The organism is Pseudomonas sp. ATCC 43928 (genome assembly GCF_005938665.2).
GTDB lineage: Bacteria > Pseudomonadota > Gammaproteobacteria > Pseudomonadales > Pseudomonadaceae > Aquipseudomonas.
Genome location: NZ_CP041753.1, coordinates 3,126,713 through 3,148,382, shown reverse-complemented (window position 1 = coordinate 3,148,382; position 21,670 = coordinate 3,126,713). Strand labels below are relative to the sequence as shown.

17 protein-coding genes are annotated in these 21,670 nt (G+C 61.2%); 12 read left to right on the top strand and 5 right to left on the bottom strand.

Features of this window, described 5'->3' with window-relative positions:
* The first annotated feature begins 196 nt into the window (after window positions 1-196).
* The 12 genes from FFH90_RS14440 to FFH90_RS14385 all read left to right on the top strand — a co-directional run bounded on the left by FFH90_RS14440 (window position 197) and on the right by FFH90_RS14385 (window position 16,054).
* Window positions 197-2,083 (top strand): 3-dehydroquinate synthase, encoded by a 1,887-nt coding sequence (locus FFH90_RS14440; RefSeq protein ID WP_138867420.1) that lies wholly within the window; start codon window positions 197-199, stop codon window positions 2,081-2,083.
* Window positions 2,080-2,970, top strand: a complete 891-nt coding sequence (locus FFH90_RS14435) for a UbiA family prenyltransferase (RefSeq protein WP_028940744.1) — start codon at window positions 2,080-2,082, stop codon at window positions 2,968-2,970. Before FFH90_RS14440 ends, FFH90_RS14435 begins: the two co-directional genes overlap by 4 nt.
* Window positions 2,967-3,740: an EboA domain-containing protein gene (locus FFH90_RS14430; protein WP_138867419.1), complete on the top strand. Its 774-nt coding sequence runs from the start codon at window positions 2,967-2,969 to the stop codon at window positions 3,738-3,740. The genes FFH90_RS14435 and FFH90_RS14430 overlap by 4 nt, the downstream gene beginning before the upstream one ends.
* 36 nt (window positions 3,741-3,776) lie before the next feature.
* Window positions 3,777-4,661 carry a TatD family hydrolase gene (locus FFH90_RS14425; RefSeq protein ID WP_138867418.1) on the top strand — a complete coding sequence of 295 codons (885 nt, stop codon included), beginning with the start codon at window positions 3,777-3,779 and terminating at the stop codon, window positions 4,659-4,661.
* Window positions 4,658-5,890, top strand: a complete 1,233-nt coding sequence (gene eboE, locus FFH90_RS14420) for a metabolite traffic protein EboE (RefSeq protein ID WP_138867417.1) — start codon at window positions 4,658-4,660, stop codon at window positions 5,888-5,890. The genes FFH90_RS14425 and eboE overlap by 4 nt, the downstream gene beginning before the upstream one ends.
* Window positions 5,880-7,325: an alkaline phosphatase family protein gene (locus FFH90_RS14415; RefSeq protein ID WP_138867416.1), complete on the top strand. Its 1,446-nt coding sequence runs from the start codon at window positions 5,880-5,882 to the stop codon at window positions 7,323-7,325. The genes eboE and FFH90_RS14415 overlap by 11 nt, the downstream gene beginning before the upstream one ends.
* Window positions 7,304-8,443, top strand: coding sequence for a hypothetical protein (locus FFH90_RS14410; RefSeq protein WP_019651677.1), 1,140 nt, complete (start codon window positions 7,304-7,306; stop codon window positions 8,441-8,443). Before FFH90_RS14415 ends, FFH90_RS14410 begins: the two co-directional genes overlap by 22 nt.
* A gap of 10 nt (window positions 8,444-8,453) precedes the next feature.
* Window positions 8,454-10,832 (top strand): hypothetical protein, encoded by a 2,379-nt coding sequence (locus FFH90_RS14405; RefSeq protein ID WP_138867415.1) that lies wholly within the window; start codon window positions 8,454-8,456, stop codon window positions 10,830-10,832.
* A gap of 67 nt (window positions 10,833-10,899) precedes the next feature.
* Window positions 10,900-11,823 (top strand): hypothetical protein, encoded by a 924-nt coding sequence (locus FFH90_RS14400; RefSeq protein WP_138867414.1) that lies wholly within the window; start codon window positions 10,900-10,902, stop codon window positions 11,821-11,823.
* 19 nt (window positions 11,824-11,842) lie between these two features.
* Window positions 11,843-13,153, top strand: a complete 1,311-nt coding sequence (locus tag FFH90_RS14395; RefSeq protein WP_086945631.1) for a hypothetical protein — start codon at window positions 11,843-11,845, stop codon at window positions 13,151-13,153.
* 3 nt (window positions 13,154-13,156) lie between these two features.
* Window positions 13,157-14,965 (top strand): hypothetical protein, encoded by a 1,809-nt coding sequence (locus FFH90_RS14390; RefSeq protein ID WP_138867413.1) that lies wholly within the window; start codon window positions 13,157-13,159, stop codon window positions 14,963-14,965.
* 33 nt (window positions 14,966-14,998) lie between these two features.
* The gene (locus FFH90_RS14385; RefSeq protein WP_138867412.1) at window positions 14,999-16,054 is read left to right on the top strand and encodes a hypothetical protein; all 1,056 of its coding nucleotides are present in this window, start codon (window positions 14,999-15,001) and stop codon (window positions 16,052-16,054) included.
* Between the two features lie 71 nt (window positions 16,055-16,125).
* Here the strand turns inward: FFH90_RS14385 and FFH90_RS14380 are convergent, their stop codons facing one another.
* The 5 genes from FFH90_RS14380 to FFH90_RS14360 all read right to left on the bottom strand — a co-directional run bounded on the left by FFH90_RS14380 (window position 16,126) and on the right by FFH90_RS14360 (window position 21,537).
* Entirely contained in the window at window positions 16,126-17,211 is a 1,086-nt protein-coding gene (locus tag FFH90_RS14380; RefSeq protein WP_225602761.1) for a 2,3-butanediol dehydrogenase, read from the bottom strand.
* Between the two features lie 94 nt (window positions 17,212-17,305).
* The gene (locus FFH90_RS14375) at window positions 17,306-18,418 is read right to left on the bottom strand and encodes an acetoin dehydrogenase dihydrolipoyllysine-residue acetyltransferase subunit (RefSeq protein WP_111453172.1); all 1,113 of its coding nucleotides are present in this window, start codon (window positions 18,416-18,418) and stop codon (window positions 17,306-17,308) included.
* Window positions 18,415-19,434 carry an alpha-ketoacid dehydrogenase subunit beta gene (locus FFH90_RS14370; protein WP_138867411.1) on the bottom strand — a complete coding sequence of 340 codons (1,020 nt, stop codon included), beginning with the start codon at window positions 19,432-19,434 and terminating at the stop codon, window positions 18,415-18,417. Before FFH90_RS14370 ends, FFH90_RS14375 begins: the two co-directional genes overlap by 4 nt.
* Window positions 19,435-19,467: 33 nt before the next feature.
* Window positions 19,468-20,445 carry a thiamine pyrophosphate-dependent dehydrogenase E1 component subunit alpha gene (locus FFH90_RS14365; RefSeq protein ID WP_111453171.1) on the bottom strand — a complete coding sequence of 326 codons (978 nt, stop codon included), beginning with the start codon at window positions 20,443-20,445 and terminating at the stop codon, window positions 19,468-19,470.
* A gap of 33 nt (window positions 20,446-20,478) precedes the next feature.
* Window positions 20,479-21,537 carry an ATP-NAD kinase family protein gene (locus FFH90_RS14360; protein ID WP_138867410.1) on the bottom strand — a complete coding sequence of 353 codons (1,059 nt, stop codon included), beginning with the start codon at window positions 21,535-21,537 and terminating at the stop codon, window positions 20,479-20,481.
* Window positions 21,538-21,670: the final 133 nt, after the last annotated feature.

Below are 21,670 nucleotides of genomic sequence, written 5' to 3'. Positions count from 1 at the left end.
TGAAAAAGTCAGATTGCCATCAGGCCGCCTTGCAAAAACACCACGACCGTCTAAGTTCAGAACTATCTCTACAGGCGTAACCAAACCGTACATAAACCAGCCCCTCAGGCGAGAGAATCTATTGATCTAAAACCAACCAGACGCTGCTTTTAATTGCTGACACGGAATCAGTCATAAAAATAAAGAGGGATGCTTGATGAAGCGCAGCCATGGGTATCGTGCGTTCTCGCAACGGGGGCCTGCCGGTCATTTCTGGATTTCATTGCTTTGCTTCTCAGGCTTGGTGATCGCCAGCTTTCTGTTGTTCGAACAACAGATCCAGGACTTCCTGACCCATCTCAACTTGTACCAGCCTTCCACTCCCACCCAAAAACTCAACCTGGCCCTGCTGCTGATCGCCCTGCTCGCGCTGGACGTGGTGCTGCCGGTGCCTTCGAGCATGGTCGCGCTGCTGGCCGTGGCCATGCTCGGCGCTGTTGGCGGCTACCTGGTGATTTTCGTGGGGCTGTGCCTGGGGGCCGGACTGGGGTATGCGCTGGGGGCGGGCTATTTTCGGCTGCTGTCCGGCCGCCTGGGCCTGCATCAGCGCCAGCCGGGGCAACTGGCGTACAAGCTGGGCACGCTGTCGTTGATCTGCCTGCGCGGCGTGCCGGTATTGGCCGAAACCTCGGTGGTGGCCGCCGGGATGCAACGTTATCCGCTGCCCGCGTTCGTGTTAGTGACCACCCTGGCCAATGCCGGTCTGGCACTGGCCTACAGCGCCATCGGCATCTACCTCGTCGAGCAGAACGCGCTGCTGGTGACCCTGCTCGCCAGCATGGTGTTGCCCGGGCTGTTTATCGCCGGGTACAGCCTGTTCAAAACCTTGCGCAAGCAAAACGCCGAGCATTCCCTGCACGGGCGTTTCGAGGTCCGTTACGACTACCCGGTGGTGTTCACCGATCACCTATTCGAGCCGTCCAATCCGTGTCTGCACCGCCAGCTCACCGCAAGACTCACCCCACAGCACCGGGGCCCGGTGACGGTGCTGGTGTTCGCCGATGAACAACTGCTGCAAAGCGCCCCGAAATTGCTGGAACAGATCGACGCCTACTTTGCCGCCCATGCGACGGACCTGCATTTACAGGCCGCGCCGATTGCGGTGCCGGCCGGCGAACTGAGCAAGGACTCACAGGTGTTGCAGCAGCTTTACACCGACATGCTGCAGCATGGGCTGGACCGGCATTGCTATGTGCTGGCCCTGGGCGGCGGTGCGGTGCTGGATGCGGTGGGCTACGCCTGCGCCACCTTCCACCGTGGCATTCGCCTGATCCGCATCCCGAGCACCGTGCTGGCGCAGAACGACGCCGGCATCGGGGTGAAAAACGGCATCAATGCCTTCGGCCAGAAGAACCTGCTGGGCGCCTTCTACCCCGCCACCGCGGTAATCAACGACTTCCAGCTGCTGACCAGCCTGACTCGCCGCGACCAGATCGCCGGGCTGGCCGAGGCGGTAAAAGTGGCGCTGATCAAAGACCAGGCCTTCTTCCAATGGATGGAACAACAGGCCGACGCCCTCGCCCACTTCGATCACTCGGCCAGCCGCCATGCCATTCGCCGCTGCGCCGAACTGCACCTGGCACACATCACCGGTGCCGGCGACCCCTTCGAGCGCGGTAACGGACGGCCACTGGATTACGGGCATTGGGCCGCGCACAAACTGGAAAATCTCAGCCAGCACCGACTGCGCCATGGTGAAGCCGTGGCGGTGGGCATGGCCCTGGATGGGCTCTATGCCAATGCCCTGGGGTTGTTGAGCGATGCCGACACCGAACGGGTGCTGAACCTGTTGCTCAAGCTCGGCTTCAGCCTGAGCCCGCCGGAACTGACCTTGAAAGATGCACAGGGACGCTCGCTGGTGCTGCTCGGTCTGGAGGAATTCCGCCAGCACCTGGGCGGGCAACTCTCCATCCCCATGCTCAGCCGGATCGGCGAGTCGGTGGACCTGCACGAGATCGATGCCGCGCGGATGGAACAGGCGCTGCAACGGCTGTCGACCCGCATCGATCCGGCGCTCACCCTCAGCGAGGGCTGCGCGCAATGAGCCAGACACCACTGAACCTGAAAACCTGGATGACCCTCGGCCGGGTATCCAACCTGCCCACCGTGTGGACCAACACCTTGGCCGCCGCCCTGCTGGCCAGCAGCGCTGGTGCCCTGGCGCCGCCGTCGTCGCTGGTGTGGATCCTGCTGTTGGCCGCGCTGTCGTTGCTGTATTTGGCCGGCATGTTATTGAACGACCTGCTGGACGCCGACTGGGACCAACAGCACCACAATCCCCGCCCTATCACGTTGGGTCTGGTCAGCCGCCAGCAAGTGGGGCTGGCTACTGCGCTGTTGCTGATACTGGCTGCGGCCTCGGTATTGGGCCTGAGCCGGTTGATCGATCAACCGCACTGGTTGCTGGGTAGCGCCACCCTGCTGGTGGGCTGCATCCTCGGCTACAACGTGCTGCACAAGAAATACGCCCACAGCGTCTGGCTGATGGGCGCCTGCCGCTCGGCCCTCTACCTGACGGCGGCGGCCAGCCTGGCGGTGCCGCCGGAGCCGATCTGGCTGTGCGCCATGTTGCTTGGCGTCTACATCAGCGGCCTGACCTACCTGGCTCGTCAGGAGCACAACAACCAGTTGCTCAGCCGCCTGCCTCTACTGCTGATGTTGAGCCCGCTGGCGCTGGCGATCTATTCCGACAACGCCTGGTTCTGGCCGGTGCTGCTGCTCTGGCTTGGCTGGCTGGGCTGGCATTACTGGCACCACTTGGCCAACCCGCAGCAACGGCAAGTCCGTGCCTTTATCGGCGCTGGCCTAGCGGCTCTGCCACTGTTTGATGCCCTGGTGCTGGCTGTGGCCAACCAGCCGCTGGGCAGCCTGTTATGCGTTCTGGTGTTTTTCCTGCTTCCACACTTCCAGCGCTGGATCAAACCGACATGAACATGGACGTCACTGCATCGCCATCGGCGGCTCTCGAAATACGCCACGACTGCCTCGCCGAACAACACCAGGCCCTCACCCAACAGCTCGATGACACCGAGCTGCAGTGGTGGCGCCAGGCCCAGGAGCAGCTTGCCCAACGCCCGGACGGCAATACCGCGGCGCTGTTGAGCAGCCAGTGCAAGCGCAACCTCAAGGAGCAATCGCTGCCCCACAGTCCCGACTGGAGCAGTGTCCAACTGGCGCGGGCATTGTTGCTGGCTCAGGTCCTGGAGCAACAGCCCCTCGCAGGGCAACTGCCGTTGCTGCGCCAACTGTTCCTGTGGGGTGACGATCAAGAAAAAATCGCCACCCTGAAGGCCCTCGACTGGCTCGACAGTCGCGGGCTTTGCGTGGAACTGGCGCTGCAGGCCGGGCGTACCAGTAACAGCCAGGTGTTCGCCGCCCTCGCGCTCGACACCCTTTACCCATCGCGCCATTACAGCGAACGGGCCTTCCATCAATTGGTGCTGAAGGCGCTGGGCATGGGGCTCGATATACGACGCCTGATCGGCCTGACCCAACGACACAGCGTCACCCTCAACCAGCTGGCCCTCGACCTGCTGGACGAACAGCTCGCCGCCGAACGAACGGTGTCCGCCGGGCTGCCCCGAGTGATTGCCTTCGCCCTGCTCAGCCCGGCGCAACACCAGCGCCTGGCCGGCCTGAGTCAGCAGCAACGCTTGCCGCCTGAGTGGCATGAGTACTTGGCCGGCACCTCACAGAACTGACACTCAACGACTCCTTTTCCTTGACGAGGATTTACCATGCTCAAGTACTTCGACCCGCATATTCATATGGTCAGCCGCACCACCGATGACTACCAGAACATGGCCGCCGCCGGCATCACCGGGGTGATCGAACCGGCCTTCTGGCAGGGTCAGGCCAGGACCAGCGTCGGCAGTTTCATCGACTATTTCGACACCCTGTTGGGCTGGGAGCGCTTTCGCGCCAGCATGTTCGGCATTCATCATTTCTGCACCATCGGCCTCAACCCCAAGGAGGCCAATGACCTGTCGGTGGCCAATGAAGTGCTGGAGATTCTGCCGCGCTACCTGGTGAAAGACGGCGTCGTGGCGGTCGGCGAAATCGGCTACGACGACATCACCCCGGAGGAAGATCGCTTCCTCGCCGCTCAGCTGGAGCTGGCCAGACAATTCAATTTGCCGGTGCTGGTGCACACCCCGCACCGCGACAAGATCGGTGGCACCAAACGCACCCTGGCGGTGATTCGCGAAGTCGGGATTGCCGAGCACCTGGTGATCATCGACCACCTCAACGAACTGACCCTGCCGCTGGTGCTGGACAGCGACTGCTGGCGCGGCCATTCGATCTACCCCAACACCAAGATGTCGGAACAGCGCATGGTCGCCCTGTTGCAGCAGTACGGCACCGAGAAAATGGTGGTCAACAGCGCTGCCGACTGGGGCATCAGCGATCCGCTCAAGGTGCCGAAAACGGGCGAAGCGATGCTGGCGGCCGGCTTCAGCGAAAGCCAGGTCGAACAGGTGCTGTTCCACAACCCCGTGGACTTTTTTGCCCAAAGCGGCCAACTGGACAAGTCCCTGGTCAGCACCCCGCTGCCCATCGACCAGCGTCGGCAGTGGCAGGAGAACTCTGCCCTGCGTGGCCAGGAACCGGTGATCAAATGAGTGCCGGCACGGGTTGGGCTGCCGCGCAGGTCGGTTATTGCAGCAATGTGCACCCGACCCGTGACCTGGCGGGGCTACGGTCATCCATCGAATGGCATTTCCGGGGTGTGCGTACCCTGCGCGGCCTGAACGAGCAAGACAGTGGGCTGTGGATCAGCGCCCTCGCCGCGGCCGAACTACAGCAGGCGTCAGCTCGCGCGGATTTCCTCAGCCTGCTGCAACGCAGTGGGCTGCGGCTGACTTCACTTAACGGCTTTCCCTATGGCCAATTTCATCAGGGCGCGGTGAAAGCCAACGTCTATTTGCCCAACTGGACTGATCCGAAACGGCTGGCGTACAGCCTGAATCTGGCCCGAATCCTGGCGCACGCCCTGCCGTCGGATTGCCCCCAAGGCGTGATTTCCACCGTACCGCTGGGCTATGCCGCCGACTGGAACCCGCGGCGACAGCAGCGTGCCGAACATCTGCTGCGCCAACTCACGGCTTCACTGGCCAGGCTGCATCGGGAGACGGGCAAGAAGATCGTGTTCTGCCTGGAGATGGAGCCGGACTGCGTGCTGGAAAACACCGACCAGGCCATCGCCTTCTTCCACCGCTACCAAGCCAGCGACCCGCACCATGACTATCTGGCGCTGTGTTTTGATGTCTGCCACCAGGCCGTGGTTTTCGAACACTGCTATCAGTCGCTGGAAAAGCTGCGCCAGGCCCGGGTGCCTGTCGGCAAGATCCAGCTGTCCAACGCGCTGATTTGTCGCCTGCCCGCTGAAGACCACAACCGGCGCGAACACGTGCTCAAGACCTTGAGCGACTTCGCCGAAACCACCTACCTGCATCAAGTCAAAGCCCACGATGCACAGGCGCGGTTATCGGGCTGGGCCGACCTGCCCGCCGCCCTCGACGATTGCGCCAACAACCTGGGGCAATACCCCGAACTGCGGATTCATTTCCACATTCCGCTGTTCAGCGAACACTTGCTGCTGCCTGAGCTCAGCGGCAGCCAGATCGCCCTGTCGCAGACTTTCGACTATCTCGCAGACCATGGGGATTTTCGTCCCGTGCTGGAAGTGGAAACCTACAGCTGGGGCGTGCTGCCCGCGCAACTGCGGCCCGACACCGAGCACGCCCAACTGCAGGGAATCGCCGCAGAACTGCACTGGGTCGAAGAACAACTGCGCCAGCGTCAATTGCTACAACCCCAAGTGCGGGAGGCGTACGCCGATGCCCTCTGATCACCCGCGTCAACCGCTGCTGCTGATCAACGTGGTCGGGCTGACCCCCGCGCTGCTGGGGCCGGCAACGCCGCACATCAATGCCCTGCTGAAAACCGCAAAAATGGCCAGCCTGCAACCAGTGTTTCCGGCCGTCACATCGACGGTGCAGGCGTCGATTCTCACCGGCCTGTCGCCGTCGGAACACGGCATCGTCGGCAATGGCTGGTATTTTCGCGACCAGGCCGAAGTGCGATTCTGGCTGCAACCCAACGCACTGATCCAGGGAGAAAAGGTCTGGCAGGCGCTCAAGCGTGAGCTCCCCGGGTTCCGCTGCAGCCAGTTGTTCTGGTGGTACAACATGTATGCGGACGTGGATGCGGCCATCACCCCACGCCCGCACTACCCGGCCGATGGCCGCAAGCTGTTCGGCCTGTATTCGTCACCGGCCTCGTTGCATGAGCGTATCGAGCAGCAGATCGGTGAATTTCCGTTTCCGGGTTTCTGGGGTCCGGCGGCCGGCATCGCATCGAGCCGCTGGATCGTCGACTGCGCCATCGCCGAATTCCAGCTCGATCGACCGGACCTGCAGTTGGTCTACCTGCCGCATCTCGACTATTGCCTGCAGCGACTGGGCCCTGATCATCCGTCGATTGCCGACGAGGTGCGGGCCATCGACAGTGAAGTGGGTCGCCTGCTGGCCTTTGCCCAGGAGCAAGGCGCGGCGGTGATGCTGTTGTCCGAATATGGGATCGAAGCGGTACAGCAATCCATATCAATTAACCGGCTGTTGCGCTCGGAAGGCTTGTTGCAGGTGCGCCAATCGCTGACCTGGGAGTTGCTCGACCCTGGCGCCAGCGCGGCCTTTGCCGTGGCCGATCATCAGGTCGCGCACATCTACGTGAGGCAGGCGCAAGACATTCCTCGCGTCAAAGCGCTGCTGCAGCGCCAGCCCGGCATCGAGCAGGTGCTGGATAAAGCCGAACAACGGGCCTGGCAACTGGATCATCCGCGCAGCGGCGAGCTGGTGACCGTGGCCGCGCCGGGTTACTGGTTCGATTACTACTACTGGTTCGACGATCACAAGGCACCCGACTTTGCCCGCACCGTGGACATCCATCGCAAGCCCGGCTACGACCCGCTGGAACTGTTCATCGACCCGGCCATTCGCTTCCCCAAATTGAAAGTGGCGCGCCGCCTGCTGCAGAAAAAGCTCGGCTTTCGCTACTACATGGACCTGATTCCGCTGGACACCCGCCTGGTCCGTGGCAGCCATGGCCGCCTGCCCGACAGCGAGAACACCGGCCCGCTGCTCATCACCAATTGCGATCTGCCGTTGCCCCAGCGCCTTGCGGCCACGGCAGTGAAGCAACTGCTCCTGGAACACTTCCTGGGGCATTCACACACCGACCCGGCCAATGCCAAGGAGCTTCCATGCGGCGAGCCATTTCTATAACAGTTCTGAGTGCCTTGGCCGGTTTGGCTCAGGCTCAGAGCACAAACACCTTTGACTGCAGCAACTTTCTGCAATTTGGAGGAGACGTCGACAAGACCCGGGCCGCGTTTGCGCAGAGCCCCGAGACCATGGCCTGGAACTGGTTCGTCTGCCTGAACCAGCCCGCTGCCGCGGGGAGCCCCAACCGCGAGTGGGAATCCATGAAGCCTTCCGATCAGGTCTACCTGCCCAACGGCGCCAAGCCCGCCCCCTATGGCACGGCTGTGCCGCCGCCGAACGCGGTGCTTACACAGGCCAAGGCGCTAGGAATGGATATGTCCCGAACCTTCCATAACCTCAATGCCACCCAACAGGTCGATGGCTTGATTCTGCAGATGGGCGGCGCAGTGCCCTCAACAGAAAAAGGCAACCCTGTACGCTTTCAGCTGCTGATGGGCCAGGGCACGTTCGATTACATCGTGCAGAAGCAGGTCTACAACATGAACGGCCAGGCCGCCCTGACCAGCAATCTGGAGTTTCCGCCCATTGCCTGGGAGCTGAAATCCTCCTGGCTGTGGATCGGCTCCGACGCGACCTACAAACAGAAACTGGAGAAAGACGGTTACTACATCGCCCAGGCCTATTACCTGAAAAACGGTCAATACAAGGTCGGCTATGCAGCATTAAGCGGCTTACACGTCGTCAACAAGCTGAACGCCAACTGGGTCTGGACCACCTTCGAAAACATCAACAACAGCAAGTACACCGTGACCAATGCCGTACCGGCCACCCCGATGACCAACACCACAGGACCGACACCGGCTGCCCAATCGGTCAATACCAGCTTTCAGGCCGCTAATCCCTCCCTGTCGAAGTACGAACTGATCGGGGTGGAATTCCAGCCCATCACTCAGGTGCTGGCCAACTCCCAGCTGGAATCGGCCTTCCAGAACACCTCATCCTGCCTGGCCTGCCACGGCACCGCCGCCTACTCGAACCAAAAGGGTTACTTCAATTTCGCCCTGAAAGAACAGGGCGGCATTGTCTACCCCACCACCCCGCTGCCGAACTCGGCTTTCGCCGGTTACAACAAACTGGATTTTGTCTGGTCGTTGAAACACGCCCAGTGGCAACGCTAAGGAGCATGACATGAGCGTATTGAATTTCCCCCGTATCTACCTCAACGGCCACATGTTCTGGAACCCGCCAACAGCCAACAACAACGATGTGTTTCCACTCTATGACGCGGTCAACATGGATATTAACTGGCCGTTTGTGAACTTCTACGACATCACGCGCCAGAACGCCCCCAACAAGCTGATGCCCTGGGTCATCAGTCCCGTGAACAACGTCCCGGACTATGTGTCGATGGTGCCGACCAATGGCAGTCCGACCCCCTACATTCCCGCAGAATGGGATCTGTTTGGCGACAATGCCTGCGGCACGGTGAGCTACGACGATATCCGCTCCGTGGTCATCGGCGGCGAGCTGCAGGCCAACAACTACATCGCCCAGGATGCGCTGGTCGGCAAGAACTACCAATTGCTCGGTAACCCCTTTGGCAGCGCCAGTCCTACTGCCGCGCGCTTCGTGGACATCAGCCCGTGGCAGAACACCTTCACCGCGTTGTATTTCGACAAGCTGATGTTGGGGGATGATAAATGCGGCCTGACCCTCAATCGGCAATACCGGATGCTGGATCGATTCCTGAACTTCAATTGGGGGGCCCTCGGTGGTCTGAAGTATGTCACCACCACCTGGCAGACCTGCTTTCCTCAGGAAAACCTGGAATGGGTTATCGGCAACTCCGCGCTGCTGAGTCAGCTTCAACAGCAGATGAAGCAACAAGGAGCTCGTGGCTTGATGTTCAGGTTTTCCACCTACCTGACCTACTATGACAAGAACGGCATTTTCAACGATTTCCCGCCGATCAATACCCACTCCACGACAGCCGCGGACATGGCCAAAGTGCAAGCGATGTATCAGAAGGGCCTGGACAACGTTTCCGATATATTCTTCAACCCCGCCTACAGCCGCACCGCAGCGACCTTGGGTCTCTGGTTTGCCGACGAATACCCCACCGCACCCGCCGGCCGGCGCCTGGTATCTGCCAATCCGGTACCTGTTTTCAAAACAAACCAGCCTGTCGATGCCACAAGCATCACACTGGGTGTGATGTCGGCCCAGATTACCGGCAACACCCTGTCGCTGGATCTGGGCAACACTTTTCCGTTCTATCCAGTGGACTCCAACGCCCCGATCCCGACGGCCGAAAAATTCCATGCCGGCAACTATCTACTGGGCGTACGCAAGGATGGACAGTTCAACCCGGTGATCAACTTCGGTTTCGAGCAGTATCGACAAGCTGCCTTCGACAAACGTTCCGGCCTTCTGGACTTCACGCTCAACGACGCAGACAAGGCGACCCTGCAGGCCGGCCCTCTGGAGCTGCAGCTACAGGGCACACAAACGCCCCAGATCGCTTCCACTCAGCAGATGTGGACCGCCGAAGTGATAGAAAGCGGCAGTTTCATCGACGTGGGTGATCACAAGACGCTGCAAATCATGGTGCAAAAGGATGGCAAGCCAGCGGCCAACACCGTGCTGTGGGTGGCGGAGTATGGCAACCCCTTCTCGGTGACCACCAGCAACTACTATCTGGCATTCAGTAATCCGGCCGACTTCACACTGTTCTACGACCATCCGGCAGACCGTACATTGAACAAGCCCAATCTGCCGCAATTCAACGACATGCTCGCGATATCAAGCCACCTGGCTACCGGTAGCGGCCGTGGACTCATCGCCCTACAGGCCGTGGATACGTCGAATGCCGGGCCTTCGGGAATACCGGTAAATTATCAGCAGTTCCTGCATGACTTGGGCAAACCAGTCGCGGTCAATTTGCGCCCTTGCCTGACATTCGACTCAGCCATCTCCCGAACCGGGACGCTGCGCGATGCTCAGAACAGCATCGTCAATTACTCTGTTGCAAAGATCACCACCAACGCCAGCGGCATTGCCCAACTGGGCGTGAGTGCTCGAGCCCCGGGTTTTCCCACTCTGCGGTTCTTCGTGCAGGAAGATCACAACAACCCGGCCGTCCCCTTCAGTTTCAACTACACCCAGGCCTACACAGACTTCCTCGCCCCGATGCGCGTCCTGCCACTGGATCCTCAGTTGCAACAGGACTTCATCACCTACTGGAACTCCATCTGCACGCGTCAGAACGCCGCGACGCTGTTGTGGGAGAACTTCATCTACCCACGCATCTTGCAGACCTTCTATTACCTGTACCCGATCATGAACAAGTTCATGCCGCTCAACTCCCAGGCACGAGTTGAAGGCGCCATCGACCAACTGATTGTGCTGATCAGCAAGGAGTACCAGGAGGAAAGCACACTCGCCATGCCCATCACCCGCGACATGTCACAAAGCCGACGCGCCGTACTGGAGCTGTGGGCGCAGTCCCTGGTGAAACGCAATTACCCGCCCATCCCGCTCAGCATGAGCGACTACGAACAAAGCTAAAACTACAACGCTCAAGCAGGACCACCGGGTGACGAGTCTGTCACCCGGCACTTCACAGGAGTGTCATATGAAAGCCAGCATTTTGAACCGGCTGTTGCTGTTGACCCTGCTACTCATCCCGGCTCTATTCGCCCAGGCAGACAGCGGTGCCGTGTACTTCACCATGGGGGTGCACAACACCGAGGGGTGCAATGAACAGAACGGTAATTGCATCGCAACACGAGCACCGGGCGAGCCTTCCGATCCGTTTTTCCCGGCCTACTGGATCAGCGACTGGACCATGTACCGGGTGATGCACAACTACGAGAAAAACCCGCCGCCCTACAGCAATCCACCCACCACCCTGACCCCGGCGGACTACACCGTCTCTCGCGGCACCAGTTACTACGACACCGCCTACATCCCGCCGGATGGCGACGGCTTCGGCGCGATGATGGAACACTACGAGAAATACTGCCTGCCGATCTTCCCGATCAAGAACAACAACTACACCTGCTCCTTCGTGTCGCTGGGCAACAAGGCCTACTTCCTGACCTATCCCCAGGACCGTCCCAAGGACATGCCGGCCTGCTGCATGTTCTCGCCGATGAACCACCCACCACGGCAGGATTTCATCAAGCACCTGCCCTACAGTGCCGCGCGCAGCCAGAACCTCAATGGCAGCGTGCAAGCCTATGCCCTGGATGTCGACTCGCCACAAGGCCCGATCCTGTTCGGCTACGCCTTCTACAAGAACGTCACGGGACAACCGCCCTACCGGCATCCGCAATCGTTCTATTTCTCCGGTGATGCCAGCGTCGCCAACGCCCCCATCGTCAGCCAGAACTACACCAACTTCCGCATCGCCAAACCGGACCCGGCCCAGACCTGGGCGCAAGTGGCCGCCATGTGCCCGGCGAATCCGCCGCCCTGCCAATTGTTCGAGCCACCGGCGTCACAGAGCAACGGCCAAAAGGCGCAGTGGAACAAGCTCATGCAACGCAAACCCTGAATAACGACGAAGGATCGCCATGAAAACCACATTCCGTTTCTGCGTGATGTTAGTGGGCCTGGCCAGTCTGCCGGCCTTGATCCTGGAGCAGGCCCTGGCCCGAGAACAGGCCATGCCGTCGACGCAGGCCAGTAACCTGAGTTGCCAACCCCCCAGCACCGCGCCGGTCGCCACCGCCAGTCAGGACCAGTTCGATCAATACAGCTGGCAGATGTTCATCGCTTTGAACTGGCCCGCACAGGATGGGCAACGAGGTGATCCCGACTGCGCCAAACAGCTTGGGGATCCCGGCTACACCGTTTGGCAAACCTACAAGACCGTGGAGGAAATCTTTCTGCCGAGGGGTGCCAATCCTGGCCCGTGGAATACCCCGCAGACCGCCAAAAGCCTGGGCATCATCAACATCGCCGCGCTGAAGAACAGCACCCAGGTGAATGCCGTCGACCAGGCCGTCGGCGGCTGGCTGATCGACCAGGCAGGTAACCCGACCTACTACGACATCTCGGCCAACGAGACGTCCTACGACTACATCGTCAACAACAACTTCTATAACGCCGACGTCGTTTCCAAAGCCAATAACATCAACTTCCCCAATGGGGTCATCGAGGTCAAGTCGAGCTGGCGCATCCTCACCCCCAACGACAATGCCAGCCACTACCTGACCATGCTGGCGCGCGTAGCCACGTTCAACGACCAGGGCCAGCGCAGCGGTGTCACCGAGGCCTACCTGGGCCTGGTGGGCCTGCACATCATCACCAAGGTCAATGGCTACCCACAGTGGATCTGGTCGACCTTCGAGCAGATCGACAACGTTCCGCCCAAGGAGCTGGTGCACGGTCAGTGGGTCGATCAGCCGACACCCGGCACAACCTACTCCTACTTCAACCCCACCGCGCCCCTCGTCAGCCTCAACCAGTCACCCTGCGACTGGCAGACTCAGGGTGGACAACTGGTCTGCGTGCCCAAACCCGGCACCACGTTCCAGACCCCGAACCCACTGAACCGGGTCACCCCGATTGCCGAGATCACCAACGGGGTAAACACCAATTACCGCACCAACCCGGACGTGCAAAAAAGCGTGTTGAAGTACTACCAGCTCATCACCACCCAGCGCCCGCTGATGCCGGACAACCCCAGCAATCCACTGGGCCAGCCGACCCCGTCGCTCTCGGCCAACGTCACCATGGAGAGCTACATCCAGCCCAACAGCAGCTGCATGAATTGCCACTCCATGGCGACACCGGTCAAGAGCCCCTACAAGGCCGATTTCTCCTACATGTTCAAATTCGCCAACGCGCCTGTCGGCAAAACCACCAAGGACGAGGAATAGATCATGAGCATTCTCAATGGACCACGCCTGAATTTCTGGGGCGGCATCCGCACGGACGTCAGCCTGCCGAACAACTCCCCCACCATCCCTTACGACGGCAATGATGAATGGCCGCTCTTCGACCTGACCACCTCGACCCTGGCACCGACTGCGCAGTCTTACACCGACGATCAGCTGAACAACATGATCAACGCGCCCGACGGCGACTACTACACCGCCGGCGGCTGGAATCACTATGGGCAGCATGTCGTCGACATGCAGAACGCCTTGATCAGTTCCCAGGGTAATCCGGGCAGCATCAGCACCACCGGCGACATGGTGGGCCAGCCGGTTTATCTGCTCGGCTCGGTGGACCCGGTGACCGGACAAGGCCCCGTCTCCGGCCCGATGATGGTGGACCTGGACCCCACCTCCTCAACGACCACCCAGATATTCGTCGGCGGCCTGCAGATTGGTGGTAACAGCGACATCCAGTTGCTGATTCGCAGTAATACCGTGTGCAGCAGTTTCGACGTGGCGGGACGTGTGCTGTTGCCCGCGAAAATGGATGCGCCGGGATCTTTCCACGCCAGCGGTACGTTTCAACTGACCTTCCCTTTGAGCAGCATCGTCAGCTGGAACCAGAACAGCAGTGGCCTGCGCTCGATCATCCAGGCGCCGGGTGCGACCGGCATTGTCCTGCGTTTCGTCATGTTCGAAATGTGCCCCACGATGACCACGGAACAACTGGACGCCGATTATGCCGCCGGCCGATACACCCCCAACCCGAGCATCGGCAGGGTCATCGGTACACTGGCCCCGGCCTTCGCCGACGAGCCGCTGAACTGCCAGCCGGGCCGGCAACTGGTCAACCAGAGTACGGGGAATGCCGGCTATGCCGACCTGGGCGGCAACGGTTACCTGAGCATCGACATGGTGAACGTCATTCCGAAGCAAACCTTCAGGGCCGTCAGGGACGATATCACCAGCCCTATCGGACCGAACGCGAACTACGGCCCCGTCACCATCACCGCAGGCACCACTGAACTGGCCACCCTGGACCCGACCAACCGCTTTTTATTCGACTACTACGTGTATGGCGGCATCGTCGACCTGCCCCTGACCGCCAACCAGCTACAGGCAGTGCAGACCGCCGCCCTGGCGATCAACGCGCCCGGCAAGGTCGCCGGTACCACGTTGCAAGCCACCGAATCGACCTATCGGGTGTATGCCGATCAGCGCAACGTCTACCTGGAGGACTACCCCAATGGCCTGTCAATCACCTTGCAGGTCAGGTACTTGGGCGGTCCGGTCCCCAAAGCCACCGAAATCGACCTGCAGGCTGCTGCTCCTGCTGTGTACGATGAACCGCAATACTGGGATTTCCTCGATTTTCCTGCATCGCTGACCGTTAACCCTGGCCAGCTCGCGATCAGTTTCCCGGTCACCGTCAAAGCGGGTTCTGCCGCCCAGGCGGGTTTTGTCGCCTTGACCTACACAGCCAATGGCCTTCCAAGCAGTGGCTACTTCACCAGCTTTCGCAAATACGCACAGACCGACTTCGGCATCCCCGCGGGCACCCACATCACCTGGGAGCTGATGTACCCGAACGTCCTGCGCTTTCACTACCTGGCCTTCCCCGCCATGTCGCGCTACATCCCGCTCAATCAGCCCGACGCGGTCATGGGCGCCAAGAACCCCATCCTCGCCCGAACTTCGGATGCGTACAAAGGCACCACGCTGTTCATGCCCGTGGTGCGCTCGATGTCGCCCTGCCAGCGGGCGCTGCTCCGGGCTTATCTCACCGGTGAACCGTGGCAACCGCCGCAGTAACCGCATCCACCCGTTATTCATGGAGAGAGCCCTATGCCCATTCCCATTAATATCCCTGCGCGGCCCAGCGAAACCCTGTGCCCGAGCACCATCATCGCCGAAGGCCTGCTGAACCCTCGGGGCATTTGCGTGCAGGCCGATGGCAGCCTGCTGCTGACCGAAGCCGGCTCGGGCCTGCCGGAACAGCCCTTCAGCGGTCGTATCAGTCGACTGCGACCGGATCCGCACAAGCCCGGCGCCTATCTGCCCGGCGAGATACTGGCGCAAGGTTTTCGCGCCATGAACATGCAGGCTCGCATGCTGCGCGATGAAATCATGGGGCTGTCGGACATCGCCTGCGGTGACGGGCGCTGTCTGGTCAGCCAGACCGATTACGTCGAGGGTTCCAAACTGCTGGACCTGCAATTCACACCGCCCGAACCGGTGTTTCACAGCCGTGGCAATCTGAATGCGCTGTGTTACCACCCGACCCGCCGCAGTTGGCTGGCGGTCAAGCCCGATACCAATCAGTTGGTGGAATTCACCAGCGGACAGGACGAACGCGTGCTGGTCCGGTTGCCCGAACTGGACCAGGGCCAGGAAGCCGTCCCGGTGACCCTGGTGTACGAACCGGCGACCGACGCAGTGCTGATCAGTCTGTTTTCCGGAGAGTTGCAGGGCGACCCGACGCGCAAGGGCATCGACTTCGCCGAGAAGGCCGGCCAGGTGATTCGGGTCTGGCCTGACAGTGGGCAAGTCGAGCTCCTGATTCGCGGCCTGCAACTGCCCACCGGACTGGCGCTGTGTCCGAAGGGCAACGTGCTGGTCCTGGAACTCTGCGACCGCCTGCAGCAACCCTTGCCACCCGACTGGAACGGCGAACCGCTGCATGGCGGCTTTACCCGTTTTACCGGGCGACTGCTGAGCTGCAACTTGCATACCGCCCAGGTCGCCGTGCTCGCCCGCGACCTGGATACCCCTTCCAACCTGTGTCTGCTGGAGGATGCGGTACTGGTGAGCGAAGGCATGGGTTTGACCGGCCGGCCACTGCCCATGCCAGACAACACCGTCGTCCCGTTGAGCGGCAGGCTGCGGCGGGTGCAGCTCTGAAAAAGTGGGCCACAAGTTGCCTGAACATTACCTGCCCCGAGTTCGGCAGGAATGTTCAGGCTCGGTTCGCGTCAATCGCTTTCTGAGGCGTCTCGGATTCGAGCGGGTGACACGATGATTTTCACGTTGTGCTCCTTGTTGTTAACCAATTGCTCAAAGCCCTGCCCGACAATCTGTTCCAGCTGAATACGCCCGGTTATCAGCGGCGTGATGTCCAGCCGACCGTCGGCGATAAAGGCGATCACGTCTGCGAACTCCCCGTTATAGGCGAGTGCACCCAGCACCTGTTTTTCGGTGGCGACCAGCTCGAAGAAATTGAACTCGCTGGGCTCCTCGAAGATGCCCACCAATACACACGTGCCGGCCTTGCGGATCAGGTCGATGGCGAGCTTGGCCGTGTGTTTGTTGCCGATGCATTCGAAACTGACATCAGCGCCCAGCCCACCGGTCAGTCGCCGCACCTCTGCCAAAGCATCGCACTCATTGGGGTCCAGCACCTGGCTCGCCCCCACCTCCAGGGCCTTGGCCTTGCGCGCTCCCGACATTTCCAGAGCAATGACCTGGGCCGCGCCAGCCGCCTTGGCGCACATGATGGTGCACAGGCCGATGGTTCCCGCGCCAACCACCACCACATTTTTCCCCAGCAAACTCCCGGCCTTTTTCACCGCGTGCATGCCCACTGCCAGCGGTTCGATCAACGCCCCGGCTTCGGCGGGAAAGTTGGCCGGCAACTTGTAAAGCAGGTTGGCCGGTACGTTGACCAACTCGGCGAACGCGCCATTGTTCATCAGCCCGGTGAACGCCAGGTTCTCGCAAATGTTGTACAGCCCATGGGTGCAGTAATAACAAGTGCCACAGTGCTGACAGGCATCGGCTGCCACCGGTTCGCCCACACTGAACCCCTGGACCCCGGCGCCGATTTCGACGATCTCGCCACAGAACTCATGACCGAGAATGCACTGCCCCTTGATGCCGGTCAGCGGGTGCGGCGCATCCACCGGAATGAACACTGGCCCGGCCACGTATTCATGCAAGTCGGAGCCGCAAATACCGCACCATTGCACGCGAATCTGCACCCAGCCCGCCGGTGGCGAGACGGGCAACGGCACATCTTCGACGCGGATATCGTGACGACCATGCCAGACAGCGGCACGCATGCTGCGGGTCGGATCAATTGGAAGGCTCATGTTGGAATCTCCTTGAAATCGTTGGCCTTGGCGCCCGGCAAATGGCCGGCCGCCAAGGGAGGCATCAGTGTTGTTGGACAAAGTCCAGAATCAGCCGATTGACCTGCTCGGCCGCTTCCATCTGCACCATGTGCGCCTGACCCGGCAGGATTTCGACCTGAGCAGCCAGGCCAGCGCTGTGGGTCGCAGGAATGATCGCGTCGTCACTGCCCCAGATCAGCAACACCGGTTGCCGGTTTTCTTGCACCACGCCGCGCAGATCGAGTTGTTGCCGCCCTTCTTTGAACAGCCCCGCAACCAGCAGGCGCAGGGCCGCATCCACCCCTTCCAGACGCTTGTACTTGAGCATGTCTTCGAGCATCTGCCGATTGACCAGTTCGGGGTCGGAGAACAGTTTCACCAATTGTGGCTTGAGGGCATTGCGGCTGGCTGCCTCGACAAAACCTTGCAGGTAATCGCCGTTGATTTCCGCACCCAGGCCGGCGCTGCCGATCAAGCTCAGGGAACGCACCCGCTGGGGAGCCAGGCGCGCCGTGTTCAGCGACACCGCCCCGCCCATGGAATGCCCCACCAGATGCGCCACGGGAACATCCAGATGATCGAGCAGAGCCAGCAGCACCCCGCTCAACTCATCCAGAGTTCCGTGCTCCAACTGTTTGCCCGACTCGCCATGGCCCGGCAGATCCAGAGCAATCACCCGGCGCCCGGCGGCCAATGCTTCATGATTGAACATCCAGTTATTCAGGTCACCGCCGAACCCGTGCACCAGCACCAACGGCACCCCGCCTTCGCCGCGCTCGAAGTAACGGATCAGTCGCCCGTCCAGTTCGACCTTCTGCGGCTTTGGCCCACTGTCTTCCTCGGCACCGTCACCTGGCACGAACGCGGCCTGGAACTGCTCGATCACCGCATCGATCTCGGCCTCGCTGGCTTCGCCGTCGACCACGATGCCGAGCAATGCACCGACCGCGAGGGTTTCATCCTGGCGCGCGATCTGCCGGCGCAGCACACCGGAAAACGGCGCTTCGACACTGCTGGAAATTTTGTCGGTTTCTACGTCGAGCACTTCATCGCCCTTGGCGATCGCCTGGCCCTCCTCCTTGAGCCAGACATCGACCCGGCCTTCGGTCATGGACAAGCCCCACTTGGGCATGGTCAGGGTATGGATCTGGCTCATGAACGCTTGCTCCACTCGATCAGCTTGAGCACGGCGCTTTCGATCTTCGCCGCGTCGGGGATATAGAGGTCTTCCAGAGAGTCGGAGAACGGCACCGGCGTGTGCGGCGCGGTGACCATCTCGATGGGCGCCTTGAGCGAGGCGAACGCTTTTTGCGCCACCAGGGCCGAGATGTCGGTGGCCATGGAACAGCGCGGGTTGGCTTCGTCGATCACCACCAGGCGCCCGGTCTTTTCCACGCTTTCCAGAATGCTGTCTTCGTCCAGCGGGCTGGTGGTGCGCAGGTCAATGACCTCGCAGTCAATCCCCCGCCCTGCCAGGCTGCGGGCTGCATCCATCGCCGTATTGACCGTGCGCCCATAGGAAACCAGGGTCACGTCCTTGCCGTCGCGCAGGAAGTTGGCCTCGCCGAACGGGATGGTATAGAGCTCTTCCGGCACCTCGCCCTGCATGCTGTAGAGCAGTTTGTGTTCGCAGAAGATGACCGGATCGTTGTCGCGGATGGCCTGGATCAACAGGCCCTTGGCGTCATAAGGGGATGACGGGCAGACAACTTTCAGGCCGGGGATGTGGGTCCACAGCGACGTGAGCATTTGCGAGTGTTGGGCGGCGGCCCGCAGGCCCGCGCCGACCATGGTGCGAATCACCAACGGGGTGGAAGCCTTGCCCCCGAACATGTAGCGAAACTTGGCCGCCTGATTGAGGATCTGGTCCAGGCAGCAGCCGGCGAAGTCGACGAACATCAACTCACACACCGGGCGCACGCCGCAGGTCGCTGCGCCTACCGCGGCACCGACATAACCCAATTCCGACAGCGGCGTGTCCAGCACGCGGCCGGGAAATTGGTGGTAGAGGCCCTTGGTCACGCCCAATACCCCGCCCCAGGCGTCGTTTTCACCGGGAGCACCGGCACCGCCGGCGACGTCTTCCCCCATGATGAACACGCTGGGGTCGCGGCGCATTTCCTGAGCCAGGGCTTCGTTGATTGCCTGCTGATAACTGATTTTTCTCGCCATGATAAAGGTCTCGATTCTTGTTATAGGGGGCGTTCAGGGATAGGAAACGTAGACGTCGGTGAGCAGGTCGGCGGCGCTTGGCTTGGGGTCGGACTTGGCCTTGCGCACGGCATTTTCGATCAACAGGTCCACTTCGCCATCGATCTGGTCCAACTGGCTGGCATCGATCAAACCGGTCCGGGTGGTGCGCTCGCGAAACTGCATCAAGCAGTCGTTGTGTTCGCGGAAATACTTGACCTCGTCCGGTGCCCGATAGGTCTGGGCGTCGCCTTCAAAGTGACCGTAGTAGCGGGTCAACTTGACCTCGATCAACGACGGTCCTTCACCGGCTCGGGCGCGCGCCACCGCGGCACCGGCGGCTTCGTGAACGGCGAAAAAATCGAAGCCGTCGACGGTGACCCCAGGCATGCCGAAACCGGCTGCGCGGTCGGCGATGTGATCGCAGGCCACCGACCAGTTGGACGCAGTGGCCTCGGCGTAACCGTTGTTCTCGGCAATGAACAGGCACGGCAGGTTCCACACCGAGGCCATGTTCATCGCTTCGAACACGGCCCCTTCGTTGGAACCGCCGTCGCCGAAGAACGCGACGGCGACGCCATCGGTCCCCTTGAGCTTGGCGGCCAGGGCCGCCCCTACCACCAGCGGTGCACCGGCACCGACGATGCCATTGGCGCCGAGCATGCCTTTCTCGAAATCGGCGATGTGCATGGAGCCGCCCTTGCCCTGACAGACTCCGGTTTTCTTACCGTAGATTTCGGCCATCATCCCGTGCACATCAACGCCCTTGGCGATGCAATGACCGTGGCCACGGTGGTTGGAGGCGATGCAGTCGTCATCCCTCAGGTGAGCCATGACACCGGCGGCCGAGGCCTCTTCACCGGCATAAAGATGGACGAAACCGGGAATCTCGCCGGTGGCGAACTCCACGTGCAGGCGCTCTTCAAAGACGCGGATGGTGCGCATCACCCGATAGGCATGCAGCAATTGATCAGCAGTCAGCTGTGTCGACATTTTTATTCTCCAGGGTGTCTTGAGGCTCAAGTTTCAAAGTGCAAGGTTCAAAGGGTGTTGCGGGTGTTCACGACCGATGGCCAGCAGCCGCTCTTGCGCGGCATAGGCCAGCGCCGCATTGACATCGATGCTCAACGGGCCGCCGGAGTCGAGGGTCACGGTGGGCAAGTCATCGGCGTTGAATTCGATTTCCCGTTCGCCATCCAGGGCCAGGGTGCCGCTGCTCAGGCACAGGCGATGGGCAACACCGGGTTCAAGGCTGCCGGCCGCGAGTACGCCGCAGCCTTGCAACAGGCCGGGCGCCAGGGGCACCAGCAAGGCTTCGGACGATTGCGGATCAAGGCGCATCCAGGCACCGTTGGGGGCTTGGCGCGAGACCGGAAACCACAAGCCGCAGAGGGCCGATATGCCAATGGACTGAGGTTCCGCGAAGGTGACGAACACCTCCGCCAGATCGATCCCACGGCTGATTGCACGGGCGCCGATGAAGGGCAGCGGGGACACTGCCACGTCCACCAGCGCCACTTCGCACAGGTCGCGGCTCGGAATCCGCACCAGCAGGCGTTTATTGCGACGCAAGGCAATTTCGGGTGGGATCCGGCCGCTGGCGAATAGCCCGCCGGCCAGCCCGGCGCTGGTGGCCTCACGCAGTTCCGGGAAGGCATTGTTGGTCCCCGTCGACAGGGTCAGCAGCGGAATGTCGCCGACTTCGGCAGCCACCGCTTTGTGGGTGCCGTCACCGCCGAGCACGGCAATCAGCGACACGCCGCGTTCAGCCATCCAGCGCGCGGCCTGGCGAGTGTCCGCCACGCTCTGGCGCAAGGTCAGTTCCAGGAATTCCAGAGTTGGCCAGTGGCTGTCACGCGCCTGGCGGCCATGACTGTTCTTCTTCACCGCCGCCGCGATGCCGGTCATGTCGGTGGGCATCAGCACGCGCTCGACACCGGTGGCGCCAAAAGCCGCCAGCAGCCGTTGGATCACCGAGACCTTGTCGGTGCTGGAAAACAGCCCGGCATTCGCCGTCAGGCGCCTTACGTCCCGGCCGGACGCCGGATTGGCAATGATGCCGACGGTCAGGGGCAAGCGACTCATGTCGCCACCACGGGTACGGCAGAGTAAAAGCCTCGGCAGGAGGACATAGGGCACCTCTTGTTATTATCGGGTTGCCAGTCGTGCTGGTTGCCAGGGTTAGAGCAAGGCCGGTGCCAGAATCGCAAAAGATCGC